Genomic DNA, 12,933 nt, shown 5'->3' on the forward strand with positions numbered 1-12,933 from the left:
GGTCAAAATGTGGGAGGGGGCTTGCCCCCGATGGCGGCCTCAAACGCTACGAATACCTGAGCGCATGCGCCGGCTCGATCTTCGCCGCCCGATACGCCGGGTAAATCGTCGCCAGGAAGCTCAGCACAAACCCCGCCGAGCAAATCAGCAGCACATCGCCACCTTGCAGTTCGGAAGGCAGGTTACTGACGAAGTACACATCCGAACTGAAGATATGCTGCCCGCTCACCCGCTCCAGCCAGCCCACCAGTTCGCTCACGTTCAGCGCCGCAATCACCCCCAGCACGCCGCCGATCAGGGTGCCGACCACGCCGATCACCGTGCCCTGCACCATGAAGATCGCCATGATCTGCCGAGGCGTGGCGCCGATGGTGCGCAGGATCGCGATGTCGGCGCCCTTGTCGTTCACCACCATGATCAAGGTGGCGATGATGTTGAAGGCGGCCACCGCGACGATCATCAGCAGCAGCAGGCCGATCATGGTCTTTTCCATCTTCATCGCACTGAACAGGCTGCCCTGGGTGTGGGTCCAGTCGTCGGCCTTATACGCCGCGCCGAGGCTGGCGGCGATGTCCGCCGAAACCTTCGGCGCCGCGTACAGGTCGGTCACCGCCAGGCGCACGCTCTGCACCTGGTTGGGTTGCCAATGCTGTATTTCGGCCGCATCGGCCATGTTGATCAAGGCCATGGAACCGTCCAGCTCGGCGCCCACCTTGAAGATACCCACCACGTTCAAACGCTGCATGCGCGGGGTAATACCGCCCGGCGCAGTGCTGATTTCCGGCACGATCAAGGTCAGTTTGTCGCCGACATTGAGGCGGAAGCGGCGCGCGGTGATGTCGCCGATCACCACTCCGAACTCACCGGGCTTCAGGTCTTCCAGTTTGCCGCGCACGATGTGCTTGGCCACGATCGACACCTTGCCTTCCTGGGCCGGGTCGACGCCGCTGATCTCAATCGGCTGCATGGCGCCCTTGTAGGAGAACATGCCGTCCATCTGAGTGAAGGGTACCGCCGCCGTCACTCGCGGGTTCTTCATCGCGGCAGCGGCCACCGGCTGCCAGTCATCAATCGGCTTTACGCCGACGATGGTGGCGTGGGGCACCATGCCAAGGATGCGCGAGCTCATTTCGCGCTGGAAGCCATTCATCACCGAGAGCACCACGATCATCGCCAATACGCCCAGGGCGAGGCCGATCATCGAGGTCATCGAGATAAACGAGACAAAACGGTTGCGGCGTTTGGCGCGGGTATAGCGCGTGCCGATGAAAATCGATAACGGTCTGAACATTCGCGTGCACCGCCTGAAAAAATAAAAAAGCCCGGCCTCGAAAAACCGGGCTTGCAGCCACTCAGATAGCGACCAGATGACCTTCCTGCAAATGCAGTACGCGGTCCATCTGACGGGCCATGCTCATGTCATGGGTCACCACCAGGAACGCGGTGCGCATCTGGGTGCTCAGCTCCAGCATCAAGTCCTTGATGCCCTGGGCGGTGTGGGAGTCGAGGTTGCCGGTGGGCTCGTCGAGCATCACCAGGCCTGGGTTGTTCACCAGCGCACGGGCGATGGCCACACGCTGGCGCTCACCACCGGACAGCTCGGCCGGCTTGTGCTCCAGGCGATGGCCGAGGCCGACGCGCTCCAGTAAGGCGGTGGCACGCTGGCGCGCCTCGGGGATCGCAGTCTTGCCGATCAGCAGCGGCATGCACACGTTTTCCAGGGCGGTGAATTCCGGCAGCAGGTGGTGAAACTGATACACAAAACCCAACGAGCGGTTGCGCAACTGGCCACGGGCCTTTTCACCGAGGGCCGAGAGTTCTTCACCGGCCAGCCATACGCTGCCCTGGGACGGCGTGTCGAGGCCGCCCAACAGGTTCAGCAAAGTGCTTTTGCCGGAACCGGAACTGCCGACGATCGCCACGCGCTCGCCCGGGTGCAGTTCAAGTTGCAGGTTCGACAGCACTACCACCGATTCCGGGCCTTCCTCGTAGGATTTGCCCAGGTTGCGGCAGCTCAGGATTGCTTTTTCACTCATGCCCGATTCACTCATAACGTAATGCCTGTGCTGGCTGGGTACGTGCCGCGCGCCAGGCTGGATACAGGGTGGCAAGGAAACTCAGGACCAACGCGGCACCGCCCACCATCAACACGTCCTGGGCCTGAACCTGGGACGGCAGGTAGTCGATGAAATAGACGTCGGCGTTGAGGAATTTGTGACCGAGCACTTTTTCAAGCAGGGCGATGGCGGCGCTGACATTCAACGCGGCGAGAATGCCGACGGCGGTACCGATCAGGGTGCCGACCACACCGATCACGGTGCCCTGCACCATGAAGATCGCCATGATCTGCCCCGGCGTGGCGCCCAGGGTGCGCAGGATGGCGATGTCGCCCTTCTTGTCGTTCACCACCATCACCAGCGTGGAGATAATGTTGAAGGCGGCCACGGCGACGATCAGCAACAGCAGCAGGCCGATCATGGCTTTTTCCATGCGGATGGCCTGGTACAGATTGCCGTGGGTGCGGGTCCAGTCGCGGGCGTAGTACTGGGATTCACCCAGGTGCTGGGCGATTTCCCAGGCGCCGCGCGGCGCGTCGAACAGGTCGTTGAACTTCAGGCGCAGGCCCTGCACCTGGTCCGGCTGCCAGCGGTGCAGGCGCGCCAGGTCCGTGAGGTTGGTCAACCCGAGGTAGCCGTCGATCTCGCCGGCGCCCACATGAAAGGTGCCGACCACGGTAAACCGCTTCATGCGCGGAAACATGCCGGCCGGGGTCACGGTGACCTCCGGCGCGACGAAGGTCAGCTTGTCGCCCACGCTTACGCCGAGCTTGGCCGCGGCCTTGTCGCCGATGATGATGCCGAAGCTGCCGGGCGCCAGGTCATCGAGTTTGCCCTGCAGCATGAACTTGTCGATGATCGAGACGTTGCGCTCCTGGGCCGGCTCGACGGCATTGAGCAGGATCTTCTGCACCTTGCCGTCATTGGTCAGCAACCCCTGCATCTGGGTAAACGGCGCAACGGCCAGCACCTTGGGGTTCTGCTTGACCTTGGCGGCCAGGCTTTGCCAGTCGCTGATGGGCGCATCGCCCTCGATGGTCGCGTGGGGCACCATGCCCAGCACGCGGGTGCGCATCTCATGATCGAAGCCGTTCATCACCGACAGCACCACGATCATCACGACCACGCCCAGGGCGAGACCGATCATCGAGGTCAGGGAAATGAACGACACAAAATGATTGCGACGCTTTGCACGGGTATAACGCGTGCCGATAAATACGAAGAGAGGTCTGAACATGTCGGGGCTTGTTCGGAGGAAAAGAAGACGTCCCGGTGGCGGGGTCTGGTCAGCAGCTTTACACTCAGACCATTACCGTTACCTGGGGTTCGCCATGTCGACATTAGATGAAGAAGAGCGCCGCGAATACTACCGTATCGACGACATGATCGCACTCCAAATCAAAAGTCTGTCGGCGCCCGACGCGGCGAGCAAGGAAGTGTTGCTGGATGATTCGCCGCTGTTCAATCTGCTCAGTGAATTGCACCTCAGCGAGTTCGAAGCCCAGCACCTGCTGCGCCAGATCAACGAAAAAGACCGCAGCCTGGCGGCGTTCCTCAAAGTGCAGAACAAGCGCCTGGACCTGCTCAGCCAGGTCATGGCCCGCGGGCTGCTCAACGAGGTGGGCGCGCCGCAGCCGGTGATCCTGTCCGAAGGCGGCATCGACTTCCAGCACCCTGCCCCACTGGCGCCCGACACGCACCTGGCGGTCAAGCTGGTGCTGATGCCCCAGGCACTCGGCCTGCTGTTGCGCGCGCGGGTGACCCATTGCGATCCCAAGGGCGACGGCTTTGACGTGGGCACGGAATTCGAATCCATGACCGACGCCCAACGCCAACTGCTGGCACGCTACATCCTGCAGAAACAGGCCCAGGAACGCCGCCTGGCGCGAGAACAAAGCGACGATCTCTGAATGCGTATTCACGACGCCAGCCATCCTGGCGCAAAGGAGCAACTGTGACCCTGATTTACGGCCATCGCGGTGCCAAAGGCGAAGCACCGGAAAATACCCTGACCAGCTTTCAGGAATGCCTCAAGCACGGCGTACGCCGCTGCGAACTGGACCTGCACCTGTCCATGGACGGCGAACTGATGGTCATCCACGACCCTACCCTCAAGCGCACGGCCGACCGACGCGGCAAAGTCGTCGAGTACTCGGCAGCCGACCTGGTGAAGATGGATGCGCGCAAAGGCGGCCCGGGCTGGGTCAGCCCTTGCCCGATCCCGCGCCTGGAGGAGTTGTTCGAAAAGTGCGACTTCGATCACTGGCAGCTGGAAGTCAAAAGCGCTTCGCGCACCCGCGCCGCCACCACCGTGCTGGCGATCCGCGAGATGGCCGTGCGCTTTGGCCTGATGGACAAAGTCACCGTCACCTCAAGTTCGCGGGAAGTGCTCAAAGCGGCGATTGAACTGACCCCCGACCTGTCACGCGGACTGGTGGCCGAATACGCCTGGCTCGACCCACTGAAGGTCGCGCAGAACTATAGCTGTGAGTACCTGGCGTTGAACTGGACGTTGTGCACCCCCGAGCGGCTGGAAAAAGCCCAGCGCCAGGGTTTGCATGTATCCGTATGGACGGTCAACGAACCCGCGCTGATGCGCAGGCTCGCCGACTTCGGCGTAGATAGCCTGATTACAGACTTTCCCGGTTTGGCCACTGCCACCCTCGGGAATTACTGAAATCGGTCTCCCCGGCCGGCTCAGGCCACCGGCCGGAGCCGCTCAAAAAAGCCGGTTGAGGCCGTCGTAGGCCGCTACCCGATAGGCTTCCGCCATGGTCGGGTAGTTGAACGTGGTGTTGACGAAATACTTGAGCGTATTCAGATCACCCGGCTGATTCATGATCGCCTGGCCGATGTGCACGATCTCCGACGCCTGGTAGCCGAAGCAATGTACGCCGAGCACCTCCAGGGTTTCGCGATGGAACAGGATCTTCAGCATGCCCTGGGGCTCACCGGCGATCTGCGCACGCGCCATGCTCTTGAAGAACGCTTTGCCCACTTCGTATGGCACCTTGGCCTTGGTCAGTTCGTGCTCGTTCTTGCCGATCGAGCTGATCTCGGGAATGGTGTAGATGCCGGTCGGCACGTCGTTCACGTAGCGCCAGCTGCCGTTGTCGACGATGCTGCCGGCCGCCGAACGGCCCTGGTCATGGGCGGCGCTGGCCAGGCTTGGCCAGCCGATCACGTCACCGGCGCCGTAGATGTTGGTCACGCAGGTGCGGTAGTTCTCGTCCACCTCGATCTGGCCACGGCTGTTGACCTTGACCCCGATGTTTTCCATGCCCAGCTTGTCGGTGTTGCCGGTACGCCCGTTGCACCACAGCAAGGCGTCGGCCTTGATCTTCTTGCCGGACTTGAGGTGCAGGATCACCCCGTTGTCCAGGCCTTCGACGCGCTCGTATTCTTCGTTGTGGCGCACGGTGATGTTGTTGTTGCTGAAGTGGTAGCTCAACGCTTGGGAAATTTCCGAGTCGAGGAAGCTCAGCAACTGGTCACGGTTGTCCACCAGTTCCACCAGTACACCCAGGCCGCTGAAGATCGAGGCGTACTCGCAGCCGATCACGCCGGCGCCGTAGATGATCAGCTTGCGCGGGGTGTGGCCCAGGCTCAGGATGGTGTCGCTATCGTAGATACGCGGGTGGTGGAAATCGATGTCCGCCGGGCGATACGGGCGCGAGCCGGTAGCGATGATGATGTGCTTGGCCACCAGTTTTTCGACCACGCCGTTGGCGCAGACCACTTCGACGGTTTGCTCGTCGGCGAAGCTGCCGGTGCCGAAGAACAGGTCGACGCGGTTGCGGGCATAGAAGCCGGTGCGCGACGCGACTTGCTTGGAGATGACTTTCTCGGCGCTTTTCAACACGTCCGGGAACGAGAACCAGCGCGGCTCACCAATCGCCCGGAACATCGGGTTGGTGTTGAATTGCATGATCTGGCGCACGGAGTGACGCAACGCCTTGGACGGGATGGTACCCAGGTGGGTGCAGTTGCCGCCGACCTGGCGACGGCTGTCGACCATCGCCACCTTGCGCCCTGCCTTTGCAGCGTTCATCGCCGCGCCTTCTCCAGCCGGGCCGGAACCCAGTACCACCACGTCGTAGTTGTAGACAGCCATGCGTACTCCTCAGAACAGGCCAGGCGTACGGTTGGACGCCTGGCTAAATCATGCCGCGGCCAGCGGGCATGAAGGACAATTTGGCTCAAGTGTGTGAACCGGGGCACAGTCTATATAAGGCTCAACGCCGCGCACATTAACCCTTGGTCGCGTCGTAGGCCAGTGTTGCCATACTAACAGGGCGCAAAGCAGCGTCGATTCAAGGATCAGCCATTATGCGACAACTCTTTATCGGTTTGATGCTGATGCTGTCGATCACGGCCCAGGCCAGTGATACGGACCGACTCAAGCAGGCCGGCTTCCCCGCGCAGGTCGAGGGGTTGGCGCTGAAAAACCAGGCGGTGCTCAACTATCTCTGGGCGGATGTGTATGCGGCGGCGCTGTACTCGCCGGCTGATCTGAGCGCAAGGCAAGCCTGGGACCAACAGAAAGCGTTGCGCCTTGTGCTGTATTACTTTCGCAACATTGATCGCGCGGATGTGATCAAGGCGGCCAGCGCCACCCTGGAACGCCAGCAAGCCAATGCCGGCTTGAATCCGGAGATAGCCAGGCTGCACGCGCGCTTTCGGGATATTCGTAGCGGTGACCGCTATGCCCTGGATTTTCGCCCGGGCCGGGGTTTGAACCTCGAGATCAATGGCCAGGTGGTGTTCAGCAGTAGCGATGATGCGCTGGCGAGGGCTTACCTGGGTATCTGGCTGGCACCTGAAGGGTTGTCTGATGAGTTGCGCGACAAGTTGCTGGATTGATGTGTCGGCTGTAGCACCGCCATCGGGGGCAAGCCCCCTCCCACATTTGAATGTGTTCGCAAATCAAACTGTGGGAGGGGGCTTGCCCCCGATGAGGCCCTCCCAGACACCACAAAACCCCCAGGCATAAAAAAGCCCCGAACCAGTCGGGGCCTTTTCATTCAACACTCAGGCTTAGCGCGGAAACGCCGGCGGGTTGACCCCAGCCATGTCTTCCATCACGCGAACCACCTGGCAGCTGTAGCCGAACTCATTGTCGTACCACACGTACAGCACAACGCGGTTGTCCTGGCTGATGGTCGCCTCGGCGTCCACCACACCGGCGTGGCGCGAGCCGACGAAGTCGGTGGACACCACTTCCTGGGAATTGACGAAGTCGATCTGCTTGTGCAGATCGGAGTGCAACGCCATGTAGCGCAGGTACTCGTTCATCTCTTCACGGGTGGCGGCTTTCTCAAGGTTCAGGTTGAGAATGGCCATCGACACGTTCGGCGTCGGCACACGGATCGCGTTACCGGTCAGCTTGCCGGCCAGCTCAGGCAGAGCCTTGGCGGCAGCGGTGGCGGCACCGGTCTCGGTGATCACCATGTTCAGCGCGGCGCTGCGGCCACGGCGGTCGCCCTTGTGGAAGTTGTCGATCAGGTTTTGGTCGTTGGTGTACGAGTGAACCGTCTCGACGTGGCCGTTGACGATGCCGAACTTGTCATTCACAGCCTTGAGCACCGGCACGATGGCGTTGGTGGTGCAGGAAGCGGCGGACACGATCTTGTCGTCAGCGGTGATTTCGGCATGGTTGATGCCGTGCACGATGTTCTTGAGCTTGCCCTTGCCAGGCGCGGTCAGGACAACGCGGTCGACACCCGGGCAGGCCAGGTGCTGGCCCAGGCCCTCGGCATCACGCCATACGCCGGTGTTGTCCACCAGCAGCGCGTCCTGGATGCCGTACTGGGTGTAATCCACCTCGGACGGGTTCTTCGCGTAGATCACCTGGATCAGGTTACCGTTGGCGGTGATGGTGTTGTTTGCTTCGTCGATAACGATGGTGCCGTTGAACGGACCGTGTACCGAGTCGCGGCGCAACAGACTGGCGCGCTTGGTCAGGTCGTTCTCGGCGCCTTTGCGCACCACGATGGCACGCAGGCGCAGGCCGTCGCCGCCGCCGGTTTTTTCGATGAGGATGCGCGCCAGCAGGCGGCCGATACGACCAAAGCCGTAGAGCACCACGTCGGTGCCTTTGCGGGCAGCGGCGCTTTGCTGGCCGATTACCTCGGCCATTTCTTCACGCACGAACTGCTCGGCACTGCGACCGGCGCCTTCCTTGCGGAATTTGTAGGCCAGCTTGCCCAGGTCGACCGAAGCCGCCCCGAGCTTGAGCTCGCTCATGGCCTTGAGCAACGGGAATGTTTCGTGGACGGAGAGTTCGCTGTCGTCGGCAGAACGGTGGCGCGCAAAGCGGTGCGCCTTGAGAATCGCGATGACGGACTGATTGATCAGGCTGCGGCCATAGATCGAGCTCACCACATTGTTATTGCGGTACAGCTGACCGATAAGCGGAATCATCGCTTCAGCGAGTGCTTCACGGTCGATCCATTCACCAAGACACTGGTCGGGCTTCTGAGTCACGGGAACCTTCCACATGTAGGGGCTGAAAAAAGGGGCTACATTATGTCGCCCGACTGACCGTTGAGCAATGCGCTACAGGCAACAAAAACCCCTTGCAAAAAAATACCACCGCGCTACAGCCCAGGAAATACGCGGGTTCCAGAAGGCCACCCATTTGACGAGCAGGCCGACTTGTCCGTAACCCTCCTAAACATTCGCGCATTTTGGCACTACATATTGAGTCAAAACCCACGATTGTTTGTCTTAGCCACTACATTTCCAACAAACCGTAATAGGCACAGTCAGCAACTGACAGGCGGCACCTCTGGCCGTTACAATTACCGACTTTGTCGCAACGCTTGGAGCTCAACCTTCCGTGCCCGTTCTGCGTCTACCGCTACTCCCTGCCGCGGCAGGTAAACAGCATTGGGGCAACCTGCCCGGTGCCGCCCTGAGCCTGGCCATTGCCGAGGCTGCCAGCGCAGCCAAGCGCTTTACCCTGCTGCTGACCGCCGACAGCCAAAGCGCCGAACGGTTGGAGCAGGAGCTGAGCTTCTTCGCCCCCGATTTGCCGGTGCTGCACTTTCCCGACTGGGAAACCCTGCCCTACGACCTGTTCTCGCCGCACCAGGACATCATTTCCCAGCGCATCGCCAGCCTGTACCGCCTGCCGGAACTGGCCCACGGCGTGCTGGTGGTGCCGATCACCACCGCCCTGCACCGCCTGGCGCCGACCAAGTTCCTGCTGGGCAGCAGCCTGGTGCTGGATGTCGGCCAGAAACTCGACGTGGAGCAGATGCGCACGCGCCTGGAGGCCACCGGCTACCGCTATGTCGACACGGTGTACGAACACGGCGAATTCACCGTACGCGGTGCATTGATCGACCTGTTCCCGATGGGCAGCAAGTTGCCGTATCGCATCGACCTGTTCGATGACGAGATCGAAACGCTGCGCACCTTCGACCCGGAAAACCAGCGCTCCATCGATAAAGTCGAGTCGATCAAGTTGCTGCCGGCACGGGAATTTCCCCTGCAAAAAGATGCGGTCACGCGCTTCAAGGCGCGCTTTCGCGAGCGCTTCGATGTGGACTTCCGCCGTTGCCCGATCTTCCAGGACTTGAGCAGCGGGATTACGCCGGCCGGTATCGAGTACTACCTGCCGCTGTTCTTCGACGAAACCTCCACGCTCTTCGATTACCTGCCCCAGGACACCCAAGTGTTCTCGCTGCCGGGCATCGAGCAGGCGGCGGAAAATTTCTGGAACGACGTGCGCAACCGCTATGAAGAGCGCCGCGTCGACCCGTCCCGACCTTTATTGCCCCCCGCCGAGCTGTTCCTGCCGGTGGAAGACTGCTTCGCGCGCCTGAAAAACTGGCCGCGCGTGGTCGCCAGCCAGCAGGATGTGGACGCCGGCAGCGGCCGCGAGCGCTTCCCCGCAGCGGCGCTGCCGGATTTGGCGATCCAGGCCAAAGCCACACAGCCGCTGGAGGCGCTGTCCAACTTCCTCGGCGACTTCCCCGGCCGCGTGCTGTTTACCGCCGAATCCGCCGGGCGTCGCGAGGTGTTGCTGGAGTTGCTGGAGCGCCTGAAGCTGCGCCCGAAAACCGTCGACAGCTGGCCGGATTTTGTAAAAAGCAAAGAGCGCCTGGCAATCACCATCGCGCCGCTGGACGAAGGGCTGCTGCTGGATGACCCGGCCCTGGCCCTGATCGCCGAAAGCCCTTTGTTCGGCCAGCGTGTAATGCAGCGTCGCCGTCGCGAAAAACGCGCCGACGCCAATAACGATGCGGTGATCAAGAACCTCACCGAGCTGCGCGAAGGCGCGCCGGTGGTGCACATCGACCACGGCGTCGGCCGCTACCTCGGTTTGCAGACCCTGGAAATCGACAACCAGGCCGCCGAATTCCTCACCATGGAATACGCCGAAGGCGCCAAGCTCTACGTGCCGGTGGCCAGCCTGCACTTGATCGCGCGCTACACCGGCAGCGACGACGCGCTGGCGCCGTTGCATCGCCTGGGCTCCGAGACCTGGCAGAAAGCCAAGCGCAAGGCCGCCGAACAGGTGCGCGACGTGGCCGCCGAACTGCTCGACATCTACGCCCGCCGCGCCGCGCGCGAAGGGTATGCGTTCGCCGACCCGAAAGCCGACTACGCCACCTTCAGCGCCGGCTTCGCCTTCGAAGAAACCCCGGACCAGCAAACCACCATCGAAGCCGTGCGCGCCGACATGCTCGCGCCCAAGCCGATGGACCGCCTGGTGTGCGGCGACGTGGGCTTCGGCAAGACCGAAGTGGCCATGCGCGCCGCCTTTATTGCGGTGCATGGCGGCAGGCAGGTGGCGATCCTGGTGCCGACCACCCTGCTCGCCCAGCAGCACTACAACAGCTTCCGCGACCGCTTTGCCGACTGGCCGGTGACGGTGGAAGTGATGAGCCGCTTCAAATCGGCCAAGGAAGTCAATGCCGCGATTGCCGACCTGGCCGAAGGCAAGATCGATATCGTCATCGGCACGCACAAGCTGCTGTCGGACGATGTGAAGATCAAAAACCTGGGACTGGTGATCATCGACGAAGAACACCGCTTCGGCGTGCGCCAGAAGGAGCAACTCAAGGCCCTGCGCAGCGAAGTCGACATTCTTACGCTCACGGCGACGCCGATTCCACGTACGCTGAATATGGCCGTGTCGGGCATGCGCGACCTGTCGATCATCGCCACGCCGCCGGCGCGCCGCCTGTCGGTGCGCACCTTCGTGATGGAGCAGAACAAAAGCACGGTCAAGGAAGCGCTGCTGCGCGAATTGCTGCGCGGTGGCCAGGTGTATTACCTGCACAACGACGTGAAGACCATCGAGAAGTGCGCCGCTGACCTCGCCGAACTGGTGCCGGAAGCCCGCATCGCCATCGGCCACGGGCAGATGCGCGAGCGCGAACTCGAACAGGTGATGAGCGACTTCTACCACAAGCGCTTCAACGTGCTGATCGCCTCGACCATCATCGAGACCGGTATCGACGTACCGAGCGCCAACACCATCATCATCGAGCGCGCCGACAAGTTCGGCCTGGCCCAGTTGCACCAACTGCGCGGCCGCGTCGGGCGCAGCCACCACCAGGCCTATGCCTACCTGCTGACGCCGCCGCGCCAGCAAATTACCAGCGATGCGGAAAAACGCCTGGAAGCCATCGCCAACACCCAGGACCTGGGCGCCGGCTTTGTACTGGCCACCAACGACCTGGAAATTCGTGGCGCCGGCGAACTGCTCGGCGACGGCCAGAGCGGGCAGATCCAGGCGGTGGGTTTCACGCTGTATATGGAGATGCTGGAGCGCGCGGTGAAAGCCATTCGCAAGGGCGAGCAACCGAACCTCGATCAACCGCTGGGCGGTGGCCCGGAAATCAACCTGCGCCTGCCGGCACTGATTCCCGAAGACTACCTGCCGGATGTGCATGCGCGGCTGATCCTGTACAAGCGCATCGCCTCGGCCACCGACGAAGAAGGCCTCAAGGACCTGCAGGTGGAGATGATCGACCGCTTCGGCCTGCTGCCGGAACCGACCAAGAACCTGGTGCGCCTGACCCTGCTCAAGTTGCAGGCCGAGCAGTTGGGCATCAAGAAGGTCGACGCCGGGCCGCAGGGCGGGCGTATCGAATTCGAAGCCCAGACGCCGGTGGACCCGTTGGTGCTGATCAAGCTGATCCAGGGCCAGCCCAACCGCTACAAGTTCGAAGGGGCTACGCTGTTCAAGTTCATGGTGCCGATGGAACGTGCCGAAGAACGCTTCAACACCCTGGAGGCGCTGTTTGAGCGCCTCATTCCGAAATCTGCTTGAAGGACGCCTCCATGCGCGTGTTCCGCATTCTGAGCCTGTTGTTGGTGGTACTCGCGCCTTCAGCCTTTGCCGACAGCCCCTACCAGGTGGAAATGATCCTGGTGCGTCAGAATGCGGAGCCGGTGATCAACAGCCGCGCCGCCCCGGAAAACTGGGATGGCGGCGCGCCGCGCCTGGGCGAGCGCATGAGCCCGCCGCGCCTGGGTAACATCGTCGACAAGCTGCGCGCCGATTCCAACTACACCGTGCTCGCGCACAAGGCCTGGGAACAGAACCTGGGCGAGCAACCGGTGAAGATCGCGATTACCGACGGCCAGGAGCAGTTCGGCCAATTCCCTATCGAGGGCGTACTGAACCTGCAACTGGGACGTTTCACCGACATCGATGCCGACTTCTGGATCAACCAGTTCGACGCCAACGGCAGCGTGATCGCAAGCGAACACTTGAGCCAGAAAGAGGTGCGCACCAAGAACAACCAGCTCAATTACCTGGATGGCGGCCACCTGGCGCTGCTGATCAAGATCACCTCGCTGACCGCCAAGCCCCCCAGCGCACCACCGCCCGACCTGCAGGACTGATCCAGCG

Annotated in this window: 10 protein-coding genes; 5 read left to right on the forward strand and 5 right to left on the reverse strand. The window is 61.9% G+C overall.

Annotation, left to right across the window (positions count from 1 at the left end; all coding sequences use genetic code 11):
• Positions 1-46: 46 nt before the first annotated feature.
• The 3 genes from BFQ00_RS00505 to BFQ00_RS00515 all read right to left on the reverse strand — a co-directional run bounded on the left by BFQ00_RS00505 (position 47) and on the right by BFQ00_RS00515 (position 3,294).
• Positions 47-1,291 carry a lipoprotein-releasing ABC transporter permease subunit gene (locus tag BFQ00_RS00505; RefSeq protein ID WP_065932320.1) on the reverse strand — a complete coding sequence of 415 codons (1,245 nt, stop codon included), beginning with the start codon at positions 1,289-1,291 and terminating at the stop codon, positions 47-49.
• 61 nt (positions 1,292-1,352) lie between these two features.
• On the reverse strand, positions 1,353-2,036 hold the full coding sequence (gene lolD, locus BFQ00_RS00510; RefSeq protein ID WP_162830773.1) for a lipoprotein-releasing ABC transporter ATP-binding protein LolD: 684 nt from the start codon (positions 2,034-2,036) through the stop codon (positions 1,353-1,355).
• Between the two features lie 7 nt (positions 2,037-2,043).
• The gene (locus BFQ00_RS00515; RefSeq protein ID WP_065932321.1) at positions 2,044-3,294 is read right to left on the reverse strand and encodes a lipoprotein-releasing ABC transporter permease subunit; all 1,251 of its coding nucleotides are present in this window, start codon (positions 3,292-3,294) and stop codon (positions 2,044-2,046) included.
• A 94-nt stretch (positions 3,295-3,388) separates the two neighbouring features.
• Between BFQ00_RS00515 and BFQ00_RS00520 the strand changes: the two genes are divergently transcribed.
• A complete protein-coding gene (locus BFQ00_RS00520; RefSeq protein WP_065893539.1) occupies positions 3,389-3,967 on the forward strand; it encodes a PilZ domain-containing protein in 579 nt (192 codons plus the stop codon).
• A 44-nt stretch (positions 3,968-4,011) separates the two neighbouring features.
• Positions 4,012-4,734, forward strand: coding sequence for a glycerophosphodiester phosphodiesterase (locus BFQ00_RS00525; RefSeq protein ID WP_065893538.1), 723 nt, complete (start codon positions 4,012-4,014; stop codon positions 4,732-4,734).
• A gap of 42 nt (positions 4,735-4,776) precedes the next feature.
• On the opposite strand, the gene sthA is transcribed toward BFQ00_RS00525, so the two are convergent.
• Positions 4,777-6,171 carry a Si-specific NAD(P)(+) transhydrogenase gene (gene sthA / locus BFQ00_RS00530; protein ID WP_065886348.1) on the reverse strand — a complete coding sequence of 465 codons (1,395 nt, stop codon included), beginning with the start codon at positions 6,169-6,171 and terminating at the stop codon, positions 4,777-4,779.
• 215 nt (positions 6,172-6,386) lie between these two features.
• Between sthA and BFQ00_RS00535 the strand changes: the two genes are divergently transcribed.
• The gene (locus tag BFQ00_RS00535; protein ID WP_065932322.1) at positions 6,387-6,920 is read left to right on the forward strand and encodes a chalcone isomerase family protein; all 534 of its coding nucleotides are present in this window, start codon (positions 6,387-6,389) and stop codon (positions 6,918-6,920) included.
• Positions 6,921-7,094: 174 nt separating this feature from the next.
• Here BFQ00_RS00535 and BFQ00_RS00540 read toward each other — a convergent pair whose 3' ends face one another.
• Positions 7,095-8,558 carry a glyceraldehyde-3-phosphate dehydrogenase gene (locus BFQ00_RS00540; RefSeq protein WP_065886346.1) on the reverse strand — a complete coding sequence of 488 codons (1,464 nt, stop codon included), beginning with the start codon at positions 8,556-8,558 and terminating at the stop codon, positions 7,095-7,097.
• Positions 8,559-8,898: 340 nt separating this feature from the next.
• On the opposite strand from BFQ00_RS00540, the gene mfd reads away from it, so the two are divergent.
• A complete protein-coding gene (gene mfd / locus BFQ00_RS00545) occupies positions 8,899-12,348 on the forward strand; it encodes a transcription-repair coupling factor (protein WP_065932323.1) in 3,450 nt (1,149 codons plus the stop codon).
• Between the two features lie 11 nt (positions 12,349-12,359).
• A complete protein-coding gene (locus BFQ00_RS00550) occupies positions 12,360-12,926 on the forward strand; it encodes a CsiV family protein (protein WP_065932324.1) in 567 nt (188 codons plus the stop codon).
• The last annotated feature ends 7 nt before the right edge of the window (positions 12,927-12,933 follow it).

This window comes from Pseudomonas sp. 28 E 9 (assembly GCF_900004785.1).
Classification (GTDB): domain Bacteria; phylum Pseudomonadota; class Gammaproteobacteria; order Pseudomonadales; family Pseudomonadaceae; genus Aquipseudomonas; species Aquipseudomonas orientalis_A.